General features: G+C 72.9%; 19 protein-coding genes. 15 read left to right on the plus strand and 4 right to left on the minus strand.

Going from position 1 to position 24,144, the window contains the following annotated elements:
* Nucleotides 1–35 precede the first annotated feature (35 nt).
* Nucleotides 36–1,118, minus strand: coding sequence for a tellurite resistance/C4-dicarboxylate transporter family protein (locus tag ACFQTY_RS11540; RefSeq protein ID WP_378100500.1), 1,083 nt, complete (start codon nt 1,116–1,118; stop codon nt 36–38).
* Nucleotides 1,119–1,128: 10 nt separating this feature from the next.
* Nucleotides 1,129–1,515 carry a VOC family protein gene (locus ACFQTY_RS11545; RefSeq protein ID WP_378100502.1) on the minus strand — a complete coding sequence of 129 codons (387 nt, stop codon included), beginning with the start codon at nt 1,513–1,515 and terminating at the stop codon, nt 1,129–1,131.
* Between the two features lie 98 nt (nt 1,516–1,613).
* Here ACFQTY_RS11545 and ACFQTY_RS11550 point away from each other — a divergent pair, with 98 nt between their 5' ends.
* From ACFQTY_RS11550 to mgtA, 3 genes are read left to right on the plus strand one after another with little or no spacing between them, the layout of a single operon-like run.
* On the plus strand, nt 1,614–2,822 hold the full coding sequence (locus ACFQTY_RS11550; protein ID WP_378100504.1) for an MFS transporter: 1,209 nt from the start codon (nt 1,614–1,616) through the stop codon (nt 2,820–2,822).
* Nucleotides 2,823–2,835: 13 nt separating this feature from the next.
* Nucleotides 2,836–3,375 (plus strand): DinB family protein, encoded by a 540-nt coding sequence (locus tag ACFQTY_RS11555; protein WP_378100506.1) that lies wholly within the window; start codon nt 2,836–2,838, stop codon nt 3,373–3,375.
* Complete coding sequence (gene mgtA / locus ACFQTY_RS11560; protein ID WP_378100508.1) at nt 3,372–6,011, plus strand: magnesium-translocating P-type ATPase; 2,640 nt, start codon at nt 3,372–3,374, stop codon at nt 6,009–6,011. Before ACFQTY_RS11555 ends, mgtA begins: the two co-directional genes overlap by 4 nt.
* A gap of 6 nt (nt 6,012–6,017) precedes the next feature.
* Here the strand turns inward: mgtA and ACFQTY_RS11565 are convergent, their stop codons facing one another.
* Entirely contained in the window at nt 6,018–6,638 is a 621-nt protein-coding gene (locus tag ACFQTY_RS11565) for a DedA family protein (RefSeq protein ID WP_378100510.1), read from the minus strand.
* A gap of 61 nt (nt 6,639–6,699) precedes the next feature.
* A complete protein-coding gene (locus ACFQTY_RS11570) occupies nt 6,700–8,421 on the minus strand; it encodes an ABC transporter family substrate-binding protein (protein WP_378100512.1) in 1,722 nt (573 codons plus the stop codon).
* A gap of 205 nt (nt 8,422–8,626) precedes the next feature.
* Between ACFQTY_RS11570 and ACFQTY_RS11575 the strand changes: the two genes are divergently transcribed.
* The 12 genes from ACFQTY_RS11575 to ACFQTY_RS11630 all read left to right on the plus strand — a co-directional run bounded on the left by ACFQTY_RS11575 (nt 8,627) and on the right by ACFQTY_RS11630 (nt 24,040).
* The gene (locus tag ACFQTY_RS11575) at nt 8,627–9,610 is read left to right on the plus strand and encodes an ABC transporter permease (RefSeq protein WP_337974896.1); all 984 of its coding nucleotides are present in this window, start codon (nt 8,627–8,629) and stop codon (nt 9,608–9,610) included.
* Nucleotide 9,611: 1 nt separating this feature from the next.
* Entirely contained in the window at nt 9,612–10,499 is an 888-nt protein-coding gene (locus ACFQTY_RS11580; RefSeq protein WP_378100515.1) for an ABC transporter permease, read from the plus strand.
* Nucleotides 10,492–12,336, plus strand: coding sequence for a dipeptide ABC transporter ATP-binding protein (locus ACFQTY_RS11585; RefSeq protein WP_378100517.1), 1,845 nt, complete (start codon nt 10,492–10,494; stop codon nt 12,334–12,336). Before ACFQTY_RS11580 ends, ACFQTY_RS11585 begins: the two co-directional genes overlap by 8 nt.
* A gap of 245 nt (nt 12,337–12,581) precedes the next feature.
* Nucleotides 12,582–14,270, plus strand: a complete 1,689-nt coding sequence (locus ACFQTY_RS11590; protein ID WP_378100519.1) for an ABC transporter substrate-binding protein — start codon at nt 12,582–12,584, stop codon at nt 14,268–14,270.
* 175 nt (nt 14,271–14,445) lie between these two features.
* Complete coding sequence (locus tag ACFQTY_RS11595) at nt 14,446–15,372, plus strand: ABC transporter permease (RefSeq protein WP_291763227.1); 927 nt, start codon at nt 14,446–14,448, stop codon at nt 15,370–15,372.
* Complete coding sequence (locus tag ACFQTY_RS11600; protein ID WP_378100521.1) at nt 15,365–16,315, plus strand: ABC transporter permease; 951 nt, start codon at nt 15,365–15,367, stop codon at nt 16,313–16,315. Before ACFQTY_RS11595 ends, ACFQTY_RS11600 begins: the two co-directional genes overlap by 8 nt.
* Nucleotides 16,312–18,054 (plus strand): dipeptide ABC transporter ATP-binding protein, encoded by a 1,743-nt coding sequence (locus ACFQTY_RS11605; protein WP_378100523.1) that lies wholly within the window; start codon nt 16,312–16,314, stop codon nt 18,052–18,054. Before ACFQTY_RS11600 ends, ACFQTY_RS11605 begins: the two co-directional genes overlap by 4 nt.
* Nucleotides 18,055–18,059: 5 nt before the next feature.
* Entirely contained in the window at nt 18,060–20,132 is a 2,073-nt protein-coding gene (locus ACFQTY_RS11610; protein WP_378100525.1) for an ABC transporter substrate-binding protein, read from the plus strand.
* A 148-nt stretch (nt 20,133–20,280) separates the two neighbouring features.
* Nucleotides 20,281–22,203: a translational GTPase TypA gene (gene typA, locus ACFQTY_RS11615; protein WP_378100527.1), complete on the plus strand. Its 1,923-nt coding sequence runs from the start codon at nt 20,281–20,283 to the stop codon at nt 22,201–22,203.
* Nucleotides 22,200–23,177 carry a PIG-L family deacetylase gene (locus tag ACFQTY_RS11620; RefSeq protein WP_378100529.1) on the plus strand — a complete coding sequence of 326 codons (978 nt, stop codon included), beginning with the start codon at nt 22,200–22,202 and terminating at the stop codon, nt 23,175–23,177. The genes typA and ACFQTY_RS11620 overlap by 4 nt, the downstream gene beginning before the upstream one ends.
* 9 nt (nt 23,178–23,186) lie before the next feature.
* Nucleotides 23,187–23,543: a DUF6113 family protein gene (locus ACFQTY_RS11625; protein WP_291763213.1), complete on the plus strand. Its 357-nt coding sequence runs from the start codon at nt 23,187–23,189 to the stop codon at nt 23,541–23,543.
* Entirely contained in the window at nt 23,540–24,040 is a 501-nt protein-coding gene (locus ACFQTY_RS11630; protein ID WP_378100531.1) for a flavin reductase family protein, read from the plus strand. The genes ACFQTY_RS11625 and ACFQTY_RS11630 overlap by 4 nt, the downstream gene beginning before the upstream one ends.
* Nucleotides 24,041–24,144 lie beyond the last annotated feature (104 nt).

The raw sequence follows: 24,144 nt of genomic DNA on the forward strand, positions 1-24,144 counted from the left end.
CCACACCCGCCACCGCGGGAGCCGGGCCGCTGGGCTCAGTGCGCGACGGCCCCGGGCCTCTCGTCCCGCCGGGCCCGCGCGCCGACGACGACGCTCAGCCACACGTGCCGCAGCATCGCGCCGAACACCACGATCCAGGCGACCAGCGCCACCCACAGCTCCACGCGCCCGACCATCCCCACCACCGGCAGCTGGTCGGCCTGGCCCAGGTAGATGCCGGCGACGCCGTACATGCCGAGCGGGAACACGATGCTCCACAGCGTGGCGTCGTAGGGCAGGGGTAGCCGTCGGGCGACGTGCCGCCACCAGCCCGCGGCGACCAGCGCCGGGATCAGCCAGGTGGCGAACGCCCACAGCACCACCGTCAGGCCGGCGATCAGCCCTCGCGTCGCCTGCACCATCGGCGCGTCCGCCATCTCGACGATGCGCGCGCCCGCCAGCACCGAGATCGCCAGGGCGCCCATCGACACCCAGTAGGGCGCCGTGAGGTCCTCCGGACCGAACCGGTAGAGCATCAGCCGCAGCGCGACGAAGATCCCCGCGGCCGCGTAGAGGAACACCCCTACGGACCACGAGGTGACGGCGAGCACAGCCAGCTCGCGGCGGCCGGTGCCGAAGACGGGTTCGATGGTCGCCGCGGCGATCGCGACCGACTGGCTGGCGACCACCCAGATGAACCAGGTGCCGTTCGCGTCGGCGACGATCGGTCGTTGCTGCCGACCGAGGGCTGCGGTCCACGGGACGACGTACCCGAGCACCAGCCACGAGGCGCCCGAGACGACCAGCAGCGCGGCGGTCGCGGCATGGTGGCCGTCGGCCCCGAGCCGGACGCCCAGCACGTTGGTGGCGGCGACGAAGGTGAAGAAGCCGAAGGCGCGTCTCGGGTCGTTGAAGTCGTCGCTCACGGCGCGTCGGTACGCGAGCAGGCGCCACACGGTCAGCACGACCAGCACGGCGTAGCCGGCGGCCGTGACGGCGAGCAGGGCGTCGGAGATCACGACGAACCCCTCGAGCCGCATGCCGACGGAGATGATGCCGGTGGCCATGACCAGGGCGAAGTACCCGGGCGTCAGGCCTTCGACGGCGCCGCGCAGCCGGTCGCTCAGCTCGGTGGTCACCCGCCGCAGGCTACTGGGAGGCGATCTCCCAGACCGTGCCGGTCGGGTCGCGGAACGCGGCCGTGCGCGGGCCCCAGGGGCGGTCCATCGGCCCGTTCAGCAGGGTGACGCCGCGGCGCTCGAGCTCGGCGCACATGGCGTCGACGTCCGCGACCTTCAGCGTCAGCTGGCTGCGCACGCCGGCCTCCGGTGGCGCGATCGGGGCGGGTCCGACGAGCCCCGGCGCCTGCGACACCGCCAGCAGGTTGATCAACGTCTCACCGAGCTGGAACACCGCCGAGTTGGCGTCCTCGTAGACGACGGGCAACCCGAACACCTCGGTGTAGAAGCGCTTGGTCTCGCCGAGGTCCTCGGCGAACAGGGTCAGGGCGAAGATCGGTCCCGGCCACTCGCTCATGCATCCCCCTCGGGTCACCGTGCGTGGTCGTCGCCTGCCGGCGACCAGGCCTACCTTGGCACCCGGTGGCGACGCCGTCACCGGTGAGAGGGGCCGGCATGGCGAGCAGGTCGGGGGACCGGCGACGGTGGCTCACCCGGAACCTCGTCGTGCTGACGCTCGTCTCCCTGTTCCAGGACACCGCCAGCGAGCTGCTCTACCCGCTGCTCCCCGTGCTGGTGACGGGCGTGCTCGCCGCGCCCCCCGTGGTGCTCGGCGTGATCGAGGGCGTGGCGGAGGGTACGGCCGGACTGACCCGGTACGTGACGGGTCGGTGGTCGGACAGAGCGGGGCGCGTGCGGTTCATCGGCGCCGGCTACGGCCTCGCCGCCGTCGGCAAGGTGCTGGTCGCGGCGGCCGGGGCGTGGCCGATGGTGCTGGCCGGCCGGACGGTCGACCGGCTGGGCAAGGGCGTGCGGTCGGCACCGCGGGACGCGCTGATCGCGGCGTCGGTCCCGTCGGAGAACCTCGGCCGGGCGTTCGGCTTCCACCGGGCGGGGGACACGCTCGGAGCGGTGGTCGGGCCGCTGCTCGGGCTGCTCGCGCTGTCCGTGATGGGTGGCAACCTGCACGCGGCCCTGTGGTGGGCGGTGGTGCCGGCGGCGCTGTCCGCCGGCCTCGTCGTGCTGGTGCGCGAGCATCGGGCACCCGCGCCCGCAGGCGCCCCGGCCCGACCCGCCGCGGTATCCGCGGCGCCGTCCCACCCGCTGCCTGCGGCGTACTGGTGGGTGGTCGGCGTGCTCGTCGTCGTCGGGCTGGTCAACTTCTCCGACACGTTGCTGCTGCTGCGGGTCTCGGAGCTCGGGTTCGGCACCACGCAGGTGGTGCTGGCCTACGTGCTGTTCAACGTCGTCTACGCGGTCGGCTCGTACCCGGCCGGCGCGCTGACGGACCGCTGGCCGCGGGCCTACGTCTACGCGGTGGGCCTGCTGGCGTTCGCCGTCGGCTACGTCGGCCTCGCGCTGGTCGGCAAGGGGCCGGTCGTGTTCGTCTTGCTGGCCGTCTACGGCCTGTTCCCGGCCCTGACGGACGGTGTGGGCAAGGCGTGGATCTCGTCGCTGGTGCCGGCGGAGCACCGTGGCCGCGCCCAGGGCGCGTTCCAGGCGTTGAGCAGCGGGGCCGTGCTCGTGGCCGGCCTCTGGGCGGGGCTGCTGTGGGACGTGGGGCCCGGCAGGGGAACCGTGCCGCTGATGGTCTCCGGTGCGGGAGCCGTGATCGCGGTCCCGGTGCTCGCGGCATTGCGCTTCCGCGCCAGGCCGCGTCCGTGATCTGGTGGTCGGCATGAGCGACACGTGGACCACGCCCGAGCTCGACCCCCGCACCTACGGGAACCCCGTGGGGGAGCTGGCGACGTACCGGGAGTACCTGACCAACTACCGGCTCACCATCGAGCTGAAGTGCCAGGACCTCGACGCGGAGCAGCTGGCGCGCCGCTCGGTGCCGCCCAGCACGCTGAGCCTCCTGGGCCTCGTGCGCCACCTCGCGCACGTCGAGCAGAGCTGGTTCCGGCGGGTGCTGCAGGGGCGCCAGGACGAGCCGCCGCTCTACTGGGCCCCGGACGCGCCCGACGACGACTTCGACGGCGCCGTGCCGGACCCGGCCGTGGTCGACGAGGCGTTCGCCACGTGGAAGCACCAGGTCGCGCAGGCCGACGAGTGGCTGGACGGCCTGGACGACGACCACCTCGGCGACACGGCGCCGCACCGTGACGGCACCGTGTCGGTGCGCGACGTCCTGGTGCACCTGATCGAGGAGTACGCGCGCCACGCCGGCCACGCCGACCTGCTGCGCGAGTGCATCGACGGCCGCACCGGCCAATGACCACCGCCACCCCGTCCGCGGTGTCGGACGCCGCCGTCTCGACGGGCCCGGCCGTCTGCGCCGCGCTCGAGGTGAGCGCGGAACGCGGGCTCAGCCCCGACGAGGCCGCTCGGCGGCTCCTGCAGCACGGACCCAACGCGGTCTCCTCGCACCGCGCCCGGCTGCTCCCCGTCCTGTGGCACCAGGTGCGCTCCCCGCTCCTCGGGCTGCTGCTGGCCGCGGCCGCGGCGTCGTACCTGGTCGGGGAGCGCAGCGACGCCGTCATCATCGGCGTGATCGTCGCGATGTCCGTCGGGCTCGGGTTCGTCAACGAGTACCGGGCGGAGCGAGCGGCGCAGGCCCTGCACTCGACCATCCGGCACCAGGCGGTGGTCGTCCGCGACGGTCGGGCACAGTCGGTCGACGTCACCGCGCTGGTCCCGGGAGATGTGATCGAGCTGCGGCTGGGCGAGGTGGTGCCGGCCGACGTGCGGCTGCTCGCGGTCGCCGGGCTCGCCTGCACCGAGTCCGTGCTGACGGGCGAGGGACTGCCGGTCGACAAGGCGACGGACCCGGTGGGCGTCGGCACCCCGCTCGCGGAGCTGAGGTGCTGCGCGCTGATGGGCACGGTCGTGCACGCGGGCAGTGGCCGCGGCGTCGTGGTCTCCACCGGACGCGGCACAGAGTTCGGGGCGATCGCGGCGGGGCTGGGGACCCATCAGCTCGAGACCCAGTTCCAGGTGGGTCTGCGCCGGTTCTCCATGCTGCTGGTGTACGTCGCGGGGGCGCTGACCACGTCGATCTTCGCGGTCAACCTGGTGCTGCACCGTCCGTTCCTCGACGCGCTGCTCTTCTCGCTTGCCATCGCGGTGGGCATCACACCGCAGCTGCTGCCCGCCGTCGTGTCGACCAGCCTCACGGCGGGCTCGCGCCGGATGATCCGCCGCAAGGTGCTGGTCAAGCGACTGGTGTGCATCGAGGACCTCGGCGACGTCGACGTCCTGTTCACGGACAAGACCGGCACCCTCACGCTCGGACAGGTGGCGTACGCGCGCGCGTGGGCGACCGGTGACCTGCACCCGCGCGACGTGCTGCGCTGGGGCTTGCTCTCCACCGAGAACGCGACCGAGGACGGCCGGTCCGTGGGCGGCAACCCGCTCGACGAGGCGCTCTGGGAGTCGCCGGCTGCGCTCGCGGTCAAGGCGGAGGTCGCTCGCTGGACCACGCTGGGCGTGCTGCCCTTCGACCACGAGCGCCGGATGGTCTCGGTCGTGGTCCGCGACCCCGCGGGTGCGACCGTCCTGGTCACCAAGGGAGCGCCGGAGACCGTGCTCGACCGCTGCACGGACGTGCCGGAGCAGGCTCGCGCCGCGCTGGACGCGGAGTTCGTGGCCGGCAACCGGGTGGTGGCGGTCGCGACCCGACCCGTCGCCTCGGAGGCGCCGCCGGCGCCCGACGACGAGCACGACCTGCACCTGACCGGCCTGCTGGTGTTCCTCGACCCGCCGAAGCCCAGCGCGGCGACCGCCCTGCAGCGGCTGGCCCGCCTCGGCATCGCGGTCAAGATCGTGACGGGGGACAACGCCGCGGTGGCCGCCAAGGTGTGCCGGGACCTCGGGCTCGACGTCGGGCGGGCCCTGAGCGGTCCCGACCTGGCCGCGATGGGCGAGGAGGAGCTGGGCGCGGCCCTCGCCACGACGACCGTCTTCGCCCGGGTCTCACCCGAGGACAAGGCCCGCATCGTCCGCGCGCAGCGACGGACGGGGGGTGGGGTGGCCTTCCTCGGCGATGGCGTCAACGACGCCCTCGCGCTGCACGCCGCGGACGTCGGCATCTCGGTGGACTCGGCGACCGACGTCGCCAAGGACGCCGCCGACGTGATCCTGCTCGAGAAGGACCTCGACGTGCTCGCGGACGGGGTCGCCGAGGGCCGGCGGATCTTCGCGAACACGATCAAGTACGTGCTGATGGGCACGTCGAGCAACTTCGGCAACATGGCCTCGGCCGCACTGGCCTCGCTCTTCCTCAGCTTCCTGCCGATGCTGCCGTCGCAGATCCTCCTGAACAACCTGCTCTACGACACCAGCCAGCTGGCGATCCCGACGGACGACGTGGACGAGGAGCAGCTGCAGCGACCCTCGCACTGGGACATCGCGTCGATCCGCCGCTTCATGGTCCGGTTCGGACCGCTCAGCTCGGTGTTCGACCTGCTCACGTTCGCCGTGATGCTCTGGGTGTTCCACTCCGGCCCGGCGCAGTTCCGTTCCGGCTGGTTCGTCGAGTCGCTCGCCACGCAGACGTTGATCATCTTCGCGATCCGTACCCACCGGGTCCCGTTCTTCCGCAGCCGCCCGAGTCTCCCGCTGACGCTCGCGGCGCTCGGCACCGTCGTCGTCGGTGCGGTGCTGCCCTCGACGCCGCTCGCGCACGCCCTCGGGTTCCAGCCCCTCCCGGGGGCGTTCTTCGCGGCTCTCGCCGGCATGGTGGCGGCCTACCTCGTGCTCGTCGAGCTGGCCAAGCGGCTCTTCTACGGCGCGGTACCCGCGGTCCCGCGCGTGGAACCCGTCGACCGCCGGCCGCAGCGCATCCGTCGGCGGGCGGCGCGGTTCAGCACGGCCCTGCCTCGGCCTCGGGTCGTGCGACGCCGCGTCGGCTGAGGGCCGTCACTCGGACGCGGTCCTGCGGGACGTGAACCGCTTGCGCAGGTGCCACACCAGCAGACCGACGAGGACGATCCCGAGCACGACCAGGGCCGAGTCCGTCCCCAGCTTCTTCTCCACCGCGGCGTAGGAGGCGCCGGCGAGGTAGCCGACGCTGACGACGACCGACCCCCAGATGATCCCGCCGGCGGCGTTGAACGGCAGGAACACGTGGTACGGCATGCGGGCCAGACCGGCCAGCGCCGGCATGACGGCGCGGAAGAAGGCGACCCAGCGGCCCAGCAGCACGGCCCAGCCGCCGCGCCGGGCCAGGAACTCCTGCGCGCCCTCGATGCGCTCCCGCCGCTTCGCCACGATCCGGGACGCGAGCACGCGCGGTCCGATCAGCCGTCCGACCTCGTACCCGACGCTGTCTCCGACGATCGCGGCCACGATCACCACCGCCAGCACTGCCGCGAACGCCACGTGCCCCCGGTGCGCCGCGACGCCACCGAGGATCGCCGCGGTCTCGCCCGGCAGCACGAAGCCGACGAACAGCGCGTCCTCGGCGAACACCACGAGCCCGACGACGAGCAGCACGGCCCACGGGGCGGCACCGAGCACCTGGTCCAGGAAGGCCGTCATGGCGCGACGGTATCCGGCGATCGGCAGATCGGCCCGGTGCCGCCCACCGCGGTACGCGCCGTCAGCCGGTGTACCCGACGTCCTGCCAGCGCACGTCCTGGAACTGCGACGGGCCGTAGTTGGCCAGGTCCGAGCGGACCACCCACGTCGACGGCTCGACGAACAGCGGGATCATGGTGAACAGGTCCAGCGCACGCTTGTCGACGTCCGCGGCGAGCGTCAGCCGCTTCGCCGGGTCCAGCTGGGCGTTCAGCGCGTCCCAGTCGCTGCCGAGGGTCTTGTCCGTGACGCCGCCGTAGTTGGACCCGGAGTCGGTCGGGTAGAAGTACGCCTCGGCGGTCGCGATGGGGAACGCCCCCGCCACCCAGGCGAACGACGTCACGTCGAAGTTGCGCTTGTCCGTGGTGACGTAGCTGCTGAAGAAGTCGCTGCCGGGCACCGTCTGGACGCTCACGTCGAAGCCCGCCGCCTTCGCCTGCTGGCTGACCAGCTGTGCGATCGTCGCGACCGCTGCGGCGCCCTGCGGGGCCACGAAACGGGCGGTCAGCCGGGTGCCGCCCTTCGTCGCCACCCCGTCCTGCCCGATCGTCCAGCCCGCCGCCTGCAAGGTGCTGCGCGCGTCCGCCGCGGAGCCGCTGAGCACCCCTCCCGTGTGGTCGGCGTACCCCTTCTGCCCGGGGACGAAGATGACGCTGCCGAGCGTCTGCACCGGCGCCCCCACCTGTCCGAGCACCGCCTGGGCCAGCACCGTGCGGTCCACTGCCTGGGCGAACGCCTTGCGGACCGCCGGGTCGGCGAACACGCCTGCGGTGCCGTTGAGCGTCAGCTGCCGCGCCACCGTGCCGCCGGACTGCTCCACGGTGGTGCCCTGCCGAGCTCGCGCGGCGGTGAGCACGTCCGGCATGCCTTTCACGTCGACCGCGTCCAGCTCCTGGTTGGCGAAGCTCTGGCCGAGGCTGTCCCGGGACACCGTGCGGAACACGACCGTGTCGAGACGAGCCGGGTCGCCCCACCACCGGGGGTTGCGGCCGAGGGTGACCACCCCGGCGTTCGTGTCGATCGAGCGCACGACGAAGGGCCCCGCGGAGACGTACGTCGTGCCGTCGGCCGCGAACGGGCCGTTCTTCCACGCCGAGGTGAAGTGCGCCGGCGTGTCCACGGCCCACGACGGGTACACGCTGGCCAGCAGCGCCGGCCAGTCGGCATCGGTCTTGGCGAAGGTGATCAGCACGTCCCGGTCGTCGTCCCCGCGCGTCACCGACTTCACGTCCTGCCACACGGCCGTCGACGCCGGCGTGTACGCCGGGTTGGTGCCGTTGAACGCCTGCCAGCTCGCGGCGAGGTCGCGCCAGCTCAACGGCGTGCCGTCCGACCAGGTGGCGGCCGGGGCGATGCGGAGCTCGACCACCTCGGGGTCCTGCGACGTCACGGTCAGCGAGGCGGTGTAGTCGGGGTTCGGCGACCAGCTGCCGTCCGCCCCGATCCGCACGAACGACGGCAGGTACAGGTTGGAGATGCGCTGCAGGTCCAGCGAGGAGTTCGGGTCGTTGAGCTGGTAGGTCTGCGGCAGCGCGTCGACGCTGAGGGTGAGGGAGCCGCCGTCGCGTACCTGCGCGCGGGGCACGGCTCGCCACGCCGTGCCCGGCAGTGCGGCGGTCGTGGCCACGCCGGTCGTCCCGGTGGTGGCACGGGGGGTGGGGGATCCGGAGGTGCACCCGGCGAGGCCGAGCAGCACGGCGACGAGGCCCGCGCACAGCCGTGCGGACGTCCTGGGGTAGGCCATGGTCCTCACATCGTGATCAGCGCCGAGACGTGGCGAACGTGCACCCCTGCGTGGCCATCATGTCGTCCGGAGCGCCCGCGGCCAACCTCTGATCGAGAACCGGTCTCGGATGCGGAGTGCCTGGTCGGCGCGGCGTGTCGCACCTGTCCGGTTCGTCCCGGCGTGGTCGGCGCCGCGGGAGCGACCCGGTGTTAGCGTCGGCGCGATGCTCCGGTTCCTCCTGCGCCGGGCCGCGGGCTACGGGGTGCTGGCGACGGTCGCGACGGCGCTGGGCTACGTGCTCGCCAGCCTGACGCTGCACCCGGCGGCGCGGTACGCGGGTCGGACCCCGCCCGTGCCCCCCTCGGTGGTGCACGCGGAGCTCGCTGCGCTCGGCGTGGATCCCGGGGTCCCGGTGCCGGCCCGGCTGTGGCACTGGCTGACCGAGCTCGTCACCCACGGTTCCCTCGGGCTCAGCGTGCGAGGCGTGCCGGTGACCGCCGAGATCGCCGCCCGTGCGGGCACCAGCCTGCGCCTGCTGCTCCTCGGCAGCCTGCTCGGCGCCCTGCTCGGGGTGGCGGTGGGCACGTGGGGCGCCTCCCGTCAGTACCGCTGGCCGGACCGGGTGACCACGGTGGGCTCGTTCGTGCTGCTGGCCACCCCGCCGTTCGTCCTCGCCGTCGTGCTGATGACCCTCGCGGTGCGGCTCGACTCGGCCGCGGGCCGCACCCTGGTGCCCTTCACCGGGGAGTACACGCCGGGCCTGGCCGGTGGCTGGCCGGCGCAGCTGGGGGACCGGGCGGCGCACCTGCTGCTGCCGACCCTCTGCCTCGCGCTGGGCACGGCCGCGACCTGGTCCCGCTACCAGCGCGCCGCGATGCTCGACGTGCTCGCGGCGGACCACGTCCGCACGGCGCGGTCGATGGGCCACACCCGCCGGTCCGCCCTGTGGCGCCACGGGGTCCGGGTGGCGCTGATCCCCATGTCCACGTTCTTCGCGTACTCCTTCGGCCTGATCCTGACCGGGGCGGCGATCACCGAGCTCGCCTTCAGCTGGCACGGCATGGGGGAGTACCTGGTCCGGTCGGTCGTCGACGACGACGTGAACGCGGCGGCCGGCACGGTCCTGTTCACCGCCGTCCTGGTGCTGCTCGCCGGGGTGCTCGCCGACGTGCTGCACGCCGCCCTCGACCCCCGCGTGCGGACCTGACGTGGCCGTCACCGACCTGACCGCCACACCGGCCCCCCGGTCCGGTGCGCCCGGTGTGCTGCGTCGTACCTTCCGAGCACCGCGGGCCCGGGTCGGGGTGGCGGTGCTGGCGCTGGTCGTCCTCGCGGCCGTCCTCGGTCCCGTCCTGTCGCGCTGGGACCCGTTCACCTCGGACGTGACGGCCTTCGGGCGTCCGCCGACGGCGCTGCACTGGTTCGGCACGGACTCCTCCGGCCGGGACCTCTACGTCCGCACCCTCGTCGGGCTGCGCACGTCGCTCGCCGTCGGGCTGGTCGCCGGCCCGCTGTCGACGCTGGTCGCCGCCGTGGTGGGCGCCGTCGGCGGCTACCTCGGAGGTCGCGTGGACCGCGTGGTGGTGTGGGGCATCGACCTCGCGCTCGTGCTGCCGTCCTTCTACCTGCTGGTGCTCCTCGCCCCGACGGCGGGCCGTGCCGGCTGGTTCGCGGTGGCCCTCGCCATCGCGCTGCTGGGCTGGATGGTGATGGCACGGCTGGTCCGGGCGCAGGCCCGCTCGCTGCGCCGCCGCGACTTCGTGACGGCGGCGCGGTTCCTCGGCGTGCCCACGGGCGCGGTGCTGCGCCGGCACGTGCTGCCGCACCTCGCGTCCCTCCTGGTCGTGGACGCGACGCTGGGCGTCGCAGCAGCGGTGCTCACCGAGGCGACGCTCGGCTGGGTCGGTCTCGGCCTCGGGCCGCCCGCGGTGTCGCTGGGCACCCTCCTCGCCGCCGGCAGCGCCTCGGCGGTCACGCGGCCCTGGCTGTTCTGGTTCCCGGCCGGTCTGCTGGTCGTGACGGTCCTCGCGACCAGCCTCGTCGGCGACGCGCTGCGCGACGCCCTCGACCCCACGACGGGGACCGCCGGTGAGTGAGCCGCTGCTCGCCGTGGAGGGGCTGGGCGTCACCTTCCGTGCCCCGCGTGCGGCACGGCTCGGGCCGCGTCCCGGTAGCCGGTCCGCAGCAGCCGGGGGTGTGCCGGCCGTCCGGGACGTCTCGTTCACCGTCTCGGCCGACGAGGTGGTCGCCCTGGTCGGCGAGTCGGGGGCGGGGAAGACGACGACGGCGGTCGCCGTCCTCGGGCTGCTCCCCTCGAGCGCACGCGTGCGCGGCTCGGTCCGGCTGGAGGGAACCTCGCTCCTCGACCTGTCCGACCGCGCGTTCTCCGCGCTGCGCGGCGCGCGGATCGCGATGGTGTTCCAGGACCCGCGCTCGGCGCTGCCCCCGGTGCACCGCGTCGGTGCCCTGCTCGTCGAGGCGCTCCAGCTGCACGACCGACGGCTGTCCCGTGCGGCCGCGCTCGCCCGGGCGGCGCAGCTGTGCACCCTCGTCGGCCTGCCGGGCCGGACCCTGGACGCCTACCCGCACCAGCTGTCCGGCGGCCAGCGCCAGCGCGTCCTCGTCGCGGTCGCGGTCGCCAACCGCCCCCGGCTGATCGTCGCCGACGAGCCCACCTCGTCCCTGGACGTCACGGTGCAGGCGCAGGTGCTGGAGGTGCTGCACCGGGCCCGCGAGGCGGCCGGCGCGTCGCTGCTCCTCATCACGCACGACCCGGGGGTGGTGGCGGGGCACGCGGACCGCGTCGTGGTGCTGCGGGACGGACTGGTCGTGGAGCAGGGCGACGTGACGACGCTGTTCGACGCGCCCCGTCAGGACTACACCGCCAGGCTGCTCCGGGCCGAGGCGTCCGCCGCCACGCGGTCCGCGGTGGAGCCCTCCGGGCCTGCGGCCGTCGAGCTGGTCGACGTGCATCGCACCTTCCGGTCGCGCAGCAGGTGGAGGGGGCGCGCGGCTGACGAGGCCATCGCGGCGATGGACGGGGTGAGCCTCGTCGTCCCGCGGGGCGCCACGTTGGCCCTGGTCGGGGAGAGCGGGAGCGGGAAGACGACGACGGCGCTGGCCATCGCGTCCCTCGAGCCGCCCGAGGCCGGGACCGTGCGCGTGGTCGGCACCGACGTGTCCACGGTGCTGCGGCTCGGTCGCGCCGAGCGCCTGGCCCTGCGCAGACGGGTGCAGCTGGTGTTCCAGGACGCCGGCGGCTCGCTCGACCCGCGCATGACGGTGCGGCAGTCCCTGGCCGAGGGCCTCCGGGCGGCCGCCGCGACCGGTGCGGACGTCGCCGGCGTCCTGCGGCTGGTCGGCCTGCCCGCGGCGCTCGCGGACCGGTACCCGCACGAGCTCTCGGGCGGCCAGCTGCAGCGCGTCGCCCTGGCCCGCGCGCTCGCCGCCCGGCCCGAGGTCCTGGTGCTCGACGAGCCGGTCTCGGCGCTCGACGCACCGGTCCGAGCCGAGCTGCTCGCCCTGGTGGACCGGTTGCGCGACCAGCTGCGGCTGACCTGCGTCCTCGTCGCCCACGACCTGGGGGTCGTGCGCGCCCACGCGGAGCTGGTCGCGGTGATGTACCGCGGCCGCGTGGTCGAGCAGGGGCCGGCGCACGTGGTGCTCGAGGACCCGCGGCACCCGTACACGCGTGCCCTGCTCGCGGCCGTCCCGGTCGCCGACCCGCGCGTGCGACCGGCTCCGGTGCCGCTGCTGGACGACGACTCGCCGCCGACGACCGGATGCCGCTTCCGTCACCGGTGTGCGCTCCGCGCCGCGCTGCCCGACGACCTCGCGCAGCAGTGCACACAGGTGGACCCGGTGTCTCGTCGGACCGAGGGCCGGGACGTGGCGTGCCACCACGCGGACGTCCCCGTTCAAGGACGCCCCTGATGGCAGGCATCGTGTTACCAACGTGTTTCGTGCCGGTGTCGGGGCGGGCATCCTCCCAGCGCGGGACCTACTGGGCAGTATCGATCACGTAACGATTCGAAACTGGTGTCCAGCGTGTCGCGAATGTCCGTCTCGACCGCCCTACGGTGGCTCCCAACGTGTGGCGGTCGGCGACGTCCCCACGCGCACCCGGCGACGCCGGTGGCGCTGGCAGTCGCCCGGCCACTCCCATCCCAGGAGGAACATTGAAGATCAGGCGTAGCGCAGGCCTGCTCGCGACGATCACGGCTGGTGCCCTGCTCCTCGCGGCCTGCTCCAGCGGCGGCTCGTCGAGCTCCAGCTCGACCACGGCGGCCAGCGGCGGGACCAGCACGGGCATCGTCACGGCATGGGGCAGCGAGCCCGAGAACCCGCTGATCCCCACCAACACCAACGAGACCGGTGGCGGGACGATCCTCACCCAGATCTTCGCGGGCCTCGTGTACTACGACGCCAAGGGCAAGACGCACAACGAGGTCGCCGACTCGATCACGTCGTCGGACAACACCAACTGGACCATCAAGCTGAAGTCCGGCTGGAAGTTCACCAACGGTGAGCCCGTCACGGCCAAGAGCTTCGTGGACGCGTGGAACTACGGCGCCGTCTCCACCAACGCCCAGCTGAACAGCGGCTGGTTCCAGGACCCGAGCTACGGCATCCCGATCGTCGGCTACGACGACACGCAGGCCGCGGACGCCTCGAGCCAGCCGAAGGCCACGACGATGTCCGGCCTGAAGGTCGTGGACGACACCACCTTCACCGTCCAGCTGACCACCCCGCTGTCGGACTTCCCGGTCCGCATCGGCTACTCGGCGTTCTTCCCGCTGCCGTCCGTGGCGTTCAAGGACATGAAGGCGTTCGGCGAGAACCCGATCGGCAACGGCCCGTACAAGGTCGCCGACAACGGGTGGACCCACAACGTCGACATCAAGCTGGTGCCGAACACGGACTTCACCGGTGACCGCAAGGCGCGCAACGGTGGGCTGGACATCAAGTTCTACACATCTCAGGACACGGCCTACAACGACCTGCTCGCCGGCCAGCTCGACGTCCTGCAGACCGTCCCGTCGTCCGCTCTGGGCACCTTCCAGAACGACCTGGGCAGCAACGCGGTGAACATCCCGGGCGCCGTGTGGCAGGGCTTCACGATCCCGCAGAACCTCGCGCACTTCACCGGCGCCGAGGGCCAGCTCCGCCGTGCGGCGCTCTCCCACGCGATCGACCGTGACACCATCACCAAGACGATCTTCCACGGCACCCGTACCCCGGCGACCGACTTCACCTCCCCGGTCATCCCGGGCTGGTCGGACAAGATCGACGGCTCCGACGTGCTGAAGTACGACCCGGCCGCTGCCAAGAAGCTCTGGGCCCAGGCGGACGCCATGTCGCCGTGGTCGGGCAGCTTCACCATCGCGTACAACGCCGACGGTGGGCACCAGGCCTGGGTCGACGCCGTGACCAACAGCATCAAGAACGCCCTGGGCATCGACGCTGCCGGTCAGCCGTACCCGGTCTTCAAGGACCTGCGCACGGACATCAACGCGAACAAGAAGGGCAAGAAGACCGGTCTGACCGGTGCCTTCCGCAGCGGCTGGCAGGGTGACTACCCGGGCGCTCTCGACTTCCTCGGTGCCATGTGGGCCACGGGAGCCGGCTCGAACGACGGCAGCTACTCGAACCCGCAGTTCGACGCGCTGCTCAGCAAGGGTGCGCAGGAGAAGTCTCTGGACGACGCGAACAAGGACTTCGCCCAGGCCCAGACGATCCTGTTCAAGGACCTGCCGTCGATCCCGCTGTGGTACTCGAACTCCACGGGCGGCTTCGCCAAGACGGTGAAGAACGTCGAGTTCGGCTGGGACGGCGTCCCGCTGTACTACGCGGTCACCAAGTCCTGACCTGATCGCTCCACGAGTGGGGGCGGGGCCCGCTGGGGCCCCGCCCCCACTCGTCTGCGGTGGTGGGAGGGCGCCGATGGACTACAGTTCACCGGTCGGCGCTCCGCCTCCGTGAGGGAGCGGACCCCCCTGTCGCGGCACTGATCGCCGCGACCCCTGACTCGAAGGAAGGCTGATGGCCCGCTATCTCGGCCGCCGCCTGCTCCAGGCGATCCCCGTGTTCTTCGGGGCGACGCTGCTGATCTACTTCATGGTGTTCTCGCTGCCCGGCGACCCTGTGCTCGCCCTGGGCGGTGACAAGGGTGTGAGCGATGCGCTGGCGGCGCAGCTGCGCTCCAAGTACAACCTGGACAAGCCTTTCCTGGTCCAGTACGTGCTGTACCTCAAGGGCATCTTCACCGGGAACTTCGGCGTGACCTTCTCGGGACGCCCCGTCGGTGAGCTGCTGGCGCACGCGTACCCCATCACCTTCAAGCTCGCGATCATGGCGCTGGTCTTCGAGGGCGTGTTCGGCATCGGCGCCGGACTGCTCGCCGGTCTGCGCAAGGGCAAGCTGTTCGACTCCACGCTGCTGGTCGTCAGCCTCGTGGTGATCGCCGTGCCGACGTTCGTCATCGGCTTCGTGCTGCAGTTCTTCGTCGGCGTGAAGTGGCACCTGCTGCCGGTGTCCGTCGGGTCGGACGTGTCGTTCCGGACGTTGCTGATGCCGGCGATCGTGCTGGGGGCGGTGTCGTTCGCCTACGTGCTGCGGCTGACCCGGACGTCCGTCTTCGAGAACCTCACCGCCGACTTCGTCCGCACCGCGACCGCCAAGGGTCTGTCCCGGCCCCGCGTGGTGATGGTGCACGTGCTGCGCAACTCGCTGATCCCCGTCGTGACGTTCCTCGGGTCCGACCTCGGCAGCCTGATGGGCGGCGCGATCGTCACCGAGGGCATCTTCAACATCTCGGGCGTCGGCGGAACCCTCTACCAGGCGATCCGCCAGGGGAGCGCGCCCACCATCGTGTCCTTCACCACGATCCTCGTGATCGTGTTCATCGCGGCGAACCTGATCGTGGACCTGCTGTACGCCGCACTCGACCCGAGGATCCGTTATGCCTGAGCCCCTCGTCCGTCAGGACCAGGCGCACTTCTTCGCCTCGCTGGACGAGGACGTGCTCGCCGCCGTCGACGCCGTCGACGAGACCGAGGCGCCTGCCAGCATGTGGCAGGACGCCTGGCGCAACCTCCGGACCCGCCCGCTGTTCTGGGTGTCCGCGGCGATCATCCTGCTGGTGGTCGTCGTCGCGATCTTCCCGAAGCTGTTCACCTCGGTGGACCCGAACTTCTGCGAGCTGCAGAACAGCCTGAAGCGGCCGGCGTCGGGGCACCCGTTCGGCTTCGACTTCCAGGGCTGCGACATCTACGCCCGCACCATCTACGGCGCCCGTGCGTCGGTCGCGGTCGGCGTGCTGACCACCATCCTCGTCACCATCCTCGGCGCGGTGATCGGCGCGATCGCCGGCTTCTACGCCGGCTGGTTCGACGCGCTGCTGTCGCGCGTGACGGACATCTTCTTCGCGATCCCGTTCGTGCTCGCCGCCGTGCTGGTCATGGCGATGTTCCGGGCGCACCGCAACATCTTCACCGTGGTGCTGGTGCTCGGGATCTTCGGCTGGCCGCAGATCGCCCGCATCACTCGCGGTGCCGTGATGAGCGTCAAGAACGCCGACTTCATCACGGCCGCCAAGGCGCTCGGCGCCTCGCGACCGGCGGCGCTGGTGCGGCACGTGATGCCGAACTCGCTGGCCCCGATCATCGTGACCGCGACCGTGTCCCTCGGCACGTTCATCGTGGCCGAGGCGACGCTGTCGTTCCTCGGTCTCGGGCTGCCGCCGTCAGTGGTCTCGTGGGGCGCGGACGTGGCCAAGGCCCAGCAGCAGCTGCGCAGCTACCCGGGCATCCTCTTCTACCCGGCCGGTGCCCTCGCCCTGACGGTGCTCGGCTTCATCATGATGGGCGACGCCGTGCGTGACGCCCTCGACCCGAAGGCCCGGAAGCGATGAGCAGGACGACGGTGGAGCTGACCGACACGCAGGCGCCGGTGGTCGACCGCAACAGCCCCTTGCTCCAGGTGCGCAACCTGGACGTCTCGTTCACCACCGGGACCGGTGTGGTCAACGCGGTGCGCGGCGCGGACCTGACGATCTACCCCGGCCAGGCCGTCGCGATCGTGGGCGAGTCGGGCTCGGGCAAGTCGACGCTCGCGCACTCGATCATCAACCTGCTGCCCGGCACCGGCCGGGTCACCGCGGGATCGATCCTCTTCGACGGCCGCGAGCTGGTCGGCGCCGACAAGAAGACGTTCGTCGGCCTCCGCGGCAAGGAGATCGGCCTGGTCCCGCAGGACCCGATGACCAACCTGAACCCCGTCTGGAAGATCGGGTACCAGGTCAAGGAGGCCCTCAAGGCCAACGGCATCGCGTCCGGCAAGGCCGCGATGACCCGCGTCGCCGAGCTGCTCGCGGAGGCCGGTCTGCCGGACGCCGCACGGCGGGCCAACCAGTACCCGCACGAGTTCTCCGGCGGTATGCGCCAGCGCGCGCTCATCGCGATCGGTCTGGCGGCACGGCCCAAGCTGCTGATCGCCGACGAGCCGACGTCGGCCCTCGACGTGACGGTGCAGCGCAAGATCCTCGACCACCTCGAGGGTCTGACGGACCAGCTGGGCACGGCGGTCCTGTTCATCACCCACGACCTGGGCCTCGCGGCGGAGCGCGCCGAGCACCTCGTCGTGATGTACCGCGGCCAGGTCGTCGAGTCCGGGCCGGCGCGCAAGATCCTGGCCGACCCGCAGCACCCGTACACCAAGCGGCTGGTCGCCTCGGCGCCCTCGCTCGCGTCGCGGCGGATCCAGAGCGCCAAGGAGCGCGGCGAGCGCGCCACGGAGCTGCTGGCCATCACGCACGGCGACGGCGTCAGCCCCGCTCGGCAGGAGCTGATCCGGGTCGAGCACCTGACGAAGGTGTTCGAGCTGCGCGGTGGCGGCGCAGGCGTGGCCAAGGAGTTCAAGGCGGTGGACGACGTCTCGTTCACCGTGCGCCGTGGCACCACGATGGCGCTGGTGGGCGAGTCGGGCTCCGGCAAGTCGACGGTGGCCAACATCATGCTCAACCTGCTGCAGCCCACCGAGGGCAAGATCTACTTCGAGGGCACGGACCTGCACTCGCTCGACCGCAAGGGTGAGTTCGCGTTCCGTCGTCGGGTGCAGCCGATCTTCCAGAACCCGTACGGGTCGCTGGACCCGATGTACTCGATCTTCCGCACGCTCGAGGAGCCGCTGCGGATCCACCACGTCGGTGACAAGAAGGCCCGTGAGAAGCGGGTCCGTGAGCTGCTCGACATGGTGGCGCTGCCGGCGTCGACCATGCGGCGGTTCCCCAACGAGCTGTCCGGTGGTCAGCGGCAGCGCATCGCCGTCGCCCGCGCGCTCGCGCTCGAGCCCGACGTGATCGTGTGCGACGAGGCGGTCTCCGCCCTGGACGTGCTGGTGCAGGCGCAGATCCTCACGCTGCTGAACGACCTGCAGGCCGAGCTGGGCCTGACGTACCTGTTCATCACGCACGACCTCGCCGTGGTGCGGCAGATCGCGGACGAGGTCTCCGTCATGCAGTCCGGTCGCATCGTCGAGGCGGCCACCACCGACGAGGTGTTCGACAACCCGCGCGAGGAGTACACGCGCGAGCTGCTGAACGCGATCCCGGGTGCGCACCTCGACGTGTTCGGCGCCCCGCCGGCCGCCTGAGCACCGTGCGCCGCCGTCGTGGGCAGCTGATCGCCGCCCTCGTGGCGGCGGCCGCCCTCACGGTCGCCGGCTGCACCGCGACGACGGTCGACCCGCAGCGGTCGCGGACGGTGGTGGTGACGGTCGACGTGCCGTTCGAGTCGCTCAACGCCGCGACGACCGCGGGCCGGACACCGGGCAGCGCGCTGGTCCGCGGGCTGGTGCAGGACCGGTTCACCACGGTGGACGAGGCAGGTGCCGTGGTCCCGGACACGGCGATGGGCACGGTCGAGAAGACGTCCGACAACCCGTTGACCGTGCGGTACACCGTCGCGCCGAACGCCCGCTGGTCGGACGGTGTGCCGGTCACCGGCGACGACCTGCTGCTGGAGTGGGCGGCGCGGTCGGGTCAGCTCGACGAGAGCCCGCCGGACAGCGGTGCCGGCGGCACCGCGACGGCGAGCCCTGCTCCGAGCGGCTCGGCGACGGCGCCGGCCGTGCCGAGCGCGAGCTCCGCCGCGGCGAGCACCGCGCCCGCGTCGGGCTCCTCGGCGACCCCGTCGACCGCGCCCGCCTCGGACACCGTGTGGTTCGGCGCGGTGTCGCCGGTGCTGGTGCACGCCCCTGCCATCCCGACGGTGGACGAGCACGGGCTCACGCTCGTGTACGCGGACCCGGTCGCTGACTGGCGGTCGGCGCTCGACGTCAACCTCCCCGCCCATGTCGTCGGCCGGCTGGCGCTGGGCGGCGCGACGGCCTCGACCGAGGGGCCGACCGCGAGCGCTGCGTCGTCCTCCACGCCCGGGGCGTCGTCCGCGACGGCCGACGGGTCGCCCGCTCCGACGTCGACCGCCGGGGCAGACGCGGCGCACTGGTCCGCCCTGGTCACGGCAGCGATCCAGCACGCGGACCGGAACGCGCTGATCCCGGTCTCGCGCGTGTGGCGCACCGCGACGGACGCCGCGACGTTGAAGGACGACCCTGCCGCTGCGGTGACCACCGGCCCGTACCGGCTCGACGTGGTGGACCCCGGCAAGCGGGTGGAGCTGGTCCGCAACGAGGCGTACTCGGGTGCCCGCCCTGCCGCGTACGACCGCGTGGTGGTGCGCTCCGACCTCGACCCGCTCGCCCAGGTGGCGGCGCTGCGCGCCGGCACGGCGGACGTGGTGGCTCCCGTCGCGACGGCGGACGTCCGCTCGGCGCTGCAGAAGGTGCCGAACGTCCGAGTGTCCGACGGTGGTGGTGCGGTGCTGCAGCTCCAGCTGCAGGAGAGCGGCGGCAGCGTCTTCGACCCGGCGCACTGGACGTCGTCCGGTGGCGACGGCACGGCGCGGGCGGCGGCGCTGCGCGCGGCGTTCGTCGGTGCGGTGGACCGCGCCCGGCTGGCAGCCCTCGCCCACGGGTCGCCGAGCGACGCCGTCCTCGCCGCCGTCGGCCCGAGCGTGACGAGCTCGACGGCGCCACCGCGCTCGTCGTCCAGCCCGGCTCCCGGCGCCACGACGACGAGCTCTCCGGAACCGTCGGTGACACCGGGCGGCCCCTCTGCAAGCCCGACGGGTGGCCCGTCCGCGGCGGCCGTGCCGGTCCGCGTCCTGGTGAGCACGGACGACGAGGTGCGCCGGGACATGCTGGCGGCCCTGACGACGCAGCTGGCCCCTGCGGGTTTCGCGGTCACGCAGGCGCGGCCCGCCGACCCGGCCACGGCGCTGTGGGCGGACCCGGGCTCCTGGGACGTCGCGCTGCTGCCCGTGCCGCAGAGTCCCGCACCGGTGGCCTCGGTGCTCGCCCGGTGGCGCACGGGCGGCGCCACCAACGTCACGTCGCACCGCGACCCTGCGCTGGACACGCTGCTGGACCAGGCTGCGAGGCAGACCGATGCGGCGGCGGTCACCGCGTCGCTCTCCACCGTGTCGGCGGCACTCACCGCGGCGGACGTCGTGGTGCCCCTGGCGCGTCAGCCGGAGCTGGCGGCGACCGTCGGTGCCGGCACGTCGACCGCCTCGTCCGACGGCCGGCCTCGGCTGGCACAGGTTCCCGCCGTCCCGTGGGGGTCGGCCGACCTCACGTCGTGGTGGCGCTGGGCGAGCACGGCCGCCTGAGGCCGCACCCTCCCGGGGAGGCGCACCCGCCGGCCCGGGTCGGCCCCGGTCGGGGCCCGCCCGGGGGCCCGCGGCGCGGACCGCGTAGAATCGTCGGGCGCCCGCCGTCGTGGCGCGCTCCCCACCCTCGAACAGAGATGAGTCTCGTATGCCCGCCGTGCGTCCGGACCTGCGCAACGTCGCGATCGTCGCGCACGTCGACCACGGCAAGACCACCCTGGTCGACGCCATGCTGTGGCAGACCGGGGCGTTCGGCGCCCACGAGCACGTCGAGCGGCGCGCGATGGACTCCGGCGAGCTGGAGCGCGAGAAGGGCATCACGATCCTCGCCAAGAACACCGCGGTCCGGTACTCCGGCCCCGCGGCGGCCGAGGCGGGCCAGCCCGACGGCATCACGATCAACGTGATCGACACCCCCGGCCACGCCGACTTCGGTGGCGAGGTGGAGCGCGGCCTGTCGATGGTCGACGGCGTGGTGCTGCTGGTGGACGCCAGCGAGGGCCCGCTGCCGCAGACCCGCTTCGTGCTGCGCAAGGCGCTCGCGGCGAAGCTGCCGGTGATCCTCGTCGTGAACAAGGTGGACCGGCCCGACGCCCGCATCAGCGAGGTCGTCTCCGAGACCACGGACCTGCTGCTCGGCCTCGCCTCCGACCTGCACGACGACGTGCCGGACCTCGACCTCGACTCGATCCTGGACGTGCCCGTGGTGTACGCGGCGGCCAAGGCGGGGCGTGCCTCGCTGGAGCAGCCGGCCGACGGCGGTCTGCCGGACAACGAGGACCTCGAGCCGCTGTTCACCACCATCGTCGAGAAGATCCCGGCTCCGACCTACGACGAGGACGCACCGCTGCAGGCGCACGTCACCAACCTCGACGCGTCGCCCTTCCTCGGCCGCCTCGCGCTGCTGCGCATCTTCAACGGCACGCTCCGCAAGGGGCAGACCGTCGCCTGGGCCCGCCACGACGGCAGCATCCAGAACGTCAAGGTCACCGAGCTGCTCGAGACGAAGGCCCTCGAGCGGGTTCCCACCGAGGAGGCCCGTCCGGGCGACATCGTCGCGGTGGCCGGCATCGAGGACATCACCATCGGCGAGACGCTGACGGACCCGGACGACCCGCGGCCGCTGCCGCTGATCACCGTGGACGACCCGGCGATCTCCGTCACCATCGGGATCAACACGTCCCCGCTCGCCGGCAAGGGCGGCAAGGGCCACAAGGTGACCGCCCGCCAGGTCAAGGACCGCCTGGACCGCGAGCTGGTCGGCAACGTGTCGCTGCGCGTGCTGCCCACCAGCCGGCCGGACGCGTGGGAGGTGCAGGGCCGCGGTGAGCTGGCGCTGGCGATCCTCGTCGAGCAGATGCGGCGCGAGGGCTTCGAGCTGACCGTGGGCAAGCCGCAGGTGGTCACCAAGCAGGTCGACGGCCACACCTGGGAGCCGACCGAGCGTATGACCATCGACGTGCCGGAGGAGTTCCTCGGCGCGGTCACGCAGCTGATGGCGCAGCGCCGCGGCCGCATGCAGACGATGTCGAACCACGGCACGGGCTGGGTGCGCATGGAGTTCCTGGTGCCGGCCCGCGGGCTGATCGGCTTCCGCACCCGCTTCCTCACCGACACCCGCGGCACCGGTATCGCCTCCTCGATCGCCGAGGGCTACGAGCCGTGGGCCGGCACCATCGAGTCCCGCTCGACGGGTTCGCTGGTCGCCGACCGCGCCGGCGTCGCCACGCCGTACGCCATGACCAATCTGCAGGACCGCGGCACCTTCTTCGTGGACCCGACGCAGGAGGTCTACGAGGGCATGATCGTCGGCGAGAACCCGCGCAACGAGGACATGGACGTCAACATCACCAAGGAGAAGAAGCTCACCAACATGCGCTCCTCCACGGCTGACGTCTTCGAGACGCTCGTGCCGCCGCGCAAGCTGACGCTCGAGGAGTCCCTCGAGTTCGCGCGCGAGGACGAGTGCGTCGAGGTGACGCCCGAGGTGGTGCGGCTGCGCAAGGTCGAGCTCGACCAGACCGAGCGCGCGCGCATGACGGCCCGGGCCAAGGCCGCCGCGCGGTCGTGACGCCGCCGGGCGCGGTCGCGTCGAGCCAGGACGCGACCGGCGGCCTGGTCGCGGTGCACGCGCACCCGGACGACGAGACGCTGGCGACCGGAGCGCTGCTCGCGGCGTTCGCCGGCGCCGGCCTGCCGGTCACCGTGGTGACCGCGACCCGCGGTGAACGCGGCGAGGTGATCGGCGAGCGCCTCGCGCACCTCGAGGGCGACGGGCCCGCGCTGGCCGCCCGTCGGGAGACGGAGCTGGCGGCGGCACTGGCCGCTCTCGGCGTCGCCGACCAGGCGTTCCTCGACCGGCTGGCCCCGGTGTCCCTGAGGCGCTACGAGGACTCGGGCATGGTGTGGACCGGGTCGGCCCGCGCGGGGCTGGGCTCGGAGGTGCCGGCGGGGGCCTTCGTCGGCGTCCCGCTCGACGAGGCGGCCGAGCGGCTGGCCGGGCTGCTGCGTCGGCGTCGTCCGGACGTGGTCGCGACGTACGACCCGGAGGGCGGTTACGGACACCCGGACCACGTCCGCACGCACCAGGTGACGATGCGCGCGCTGGAGCTGGCGACGGGACCGGCCTGGTCTCCCGTGGTGCTCTGGCGACGCGCGGGCCGGACCGAGACGGCCGCCGCCGCAGCGGCGCTCGAGGTCCACGGGCCCTGGTCGGACGGGCTGACGCTGACGGACCCCGCGGGGGCGACCGCCGCACTCGTCGTGACCGACGACGCGGTGCACCTGGCGGTGGACGCGCGCCCCGTCCGTGACCAGGTGGTGGGCGCGCTGCGCGCGCATGCCACGCAGGTGCAGGCCGTGACGCCGATCGACGGCGACCCTCGGCTCGTCGGTGCGTTCGCCCTGAGCAACCGCCTCCTGCAGCCGCTCCTGCCCCATGAGGGCTACGAGCTGGCCGGCGGCGACCCCGGCGCCGTCGAGTGGCCGGAGCCCGTCCGCCGGCGCCGGACGGGCTCGGACGGCGCGCCCAGCACGCGCCGGTAGCCTGACCCGGTGCAACCCCTGACAGCCGCCGCGGCGGGTCGTGCCGCGGGTGCTCTGCTGCTCGGTGTGCTGGTCGGCACGGTCGGCACCGTCGTGCACCGCGCCTACCAGCCGTGGGGGATGGTCGGGGCGCTCGTCCTCGTCCTCAGCGCCGCCGTCACCGCGCGCGCGTGGTCCGGCTGGGTCACCTGGGTCGGCTTCCTCGGCGGTCTGTTCCTGGCGGTGCAGGTGCTCGCGCAGCGGGGACCGGGCGGGGACGTGCTGGTGCCCGCCGGGGTGCTCGGGCTGGTGTGGGTGATCGGCTCGCTCGTGGTCACGGTGGCGGTGGCGCTGCTGCCGCGCCGGCTGTTCGTCGACCGCCCGTGACCGCCGCCGACGAGCAGCAGGTGGACGCGTACCGGGCGGCCGTGGCCCGGCTCCCCGGTGGCGTGTGCGTGGTCACGGTCGCGTGGCGCGGGTCGGTGCACGCCACGACCGTCAGCTCCGTGGCGTCGGTCTCGTTGCGGCCCCCGCAGCTCCTGTTCTGCGTGCACGCCGACTCCCGGCTGGCGGATGCGCTCGAGGAGACCTCGCGGTGGACGCTCAGCGTGCTGGCGGACGACCAGGCCCCGGTCGCGGACTGGCTGGCGTCGTACGGCCGGCCCGTCGTCGACCAGCTGCTCCGCGTGCCGCACACGGTCTCGGCGCTGACGGGTGGCGCTCGCGTGGACGGCGCCGCCGCCTGGTTCGACTGCGAGACCGTCGCGGCGTACGAGTCCGGTGACCACCGGATCGTCGTGGGCGGCGTGCTCGACGCGGTCCAGGGGGACGCCGAGGCCGGTTCGCTGGTGCACCTGCGAGGCCGGCTCCGACCGGTCCGTTGAGCCGCGCGGCGGGTGCGTCGGCGCCCGCACGTGGCTGTCGGGCGGCCGGCCGACGGCCACCTCCCCGGCCGCCGACCCCTGCCGCCGTAGAATCGCGCGACGCG

The organism is Cellulomonas sp. T2.31MG-18 (assembly GCF_964266755.1).
Taxonomy (GTDB): Bacteria; Actinomycetota; Actinomycetes; order Actinomycetales; family Cellulomonadaceae; genus Cellulomonas.

Excerpts from the sequence above, each read along its gene's own strand:
- ACFQTY_RS11600 (WP_378100521.1), top strand. The coding sequence starts at position 15,365 with ATGCCTGAGCCCCTCGTCCGTCAGGACCAGGCGCACTTCTTCGCCTCG.
- ACFQTY_RS11605 (WP_378100523.1), top strand. The coding sequence starts at position 16,312 with ATGAGCAGGACGACGGTGGAGCTGACCGACACGCAGGCGCCGGTGGTC.
- ACFQTY_RS11545 (WP_378100502.1), bottom strand. The coding sequence starts at position 1,515 with ATGAGCGAGTGGCCGGGACCGATCTTCGCCCTGACCCTGTTCGCCGAG.
- ACFQTY_RS11575 (WP_337974896.1), top strand. The coding sequence starts at position 8,627 with ATGCTCCGGTTCCTCCTGCGCCGGGCCGCGGGCTACGGGGTGCTGGCG.
- ACFQTY_RS11555 (WP_378100506.1), top strand. The coding sequence starts at position 2,836 with ATGAGCGACACGTGGACCACGCCCGAGCTCGACCCCCGCACCTACGGG.
- ACFQTY_RS11565 (WP_378100510.1), bottom strand. The coding sequence starts at position 6,638 with ATGACGGCCTTCCTGGACCAGGTGCTCGGTGCCGCCCCGTGGGCCGTG.
- typA (WP_378100527.1), top strand. The coding sequence starts at position 20,281 with ATGCCCGCCGTGCGTCCGGACCTGCGCAACGTCGCGATCGTCGCGCAC.
- ACFQTY_RS11595 (WP_291763227.1), top strand. The coding sequence starts at position 14,446 with ATGGCCCGCTATCTCGGCCGCCGCCTGCTCCAGGCGATCCCCGTGTTC.
- mgtA (WP_378100508.1), top strand. The coding sequence starts at position 3,372 with ATGACCACCGCCACCCCGTCCGCGGTGTCGGACGCCGCCGTCTCGACG.
- ACFQTY_RS11550 (WP_378100504.1), top strand. The coding sequence starts at position 1,614 with ATGGCGAGCAGGTCGGGGGACCGGCGACGGTGGCTCACCCGGAACCTC.
- ACFQTY_RS11570 (WP_378100512.1), bottom strand. The coding sequence starts at position 8,421 with ATGGCCTACCCCAGGACGTCCGCACGGCTGTGCGCGGGCCTCGTCGCC.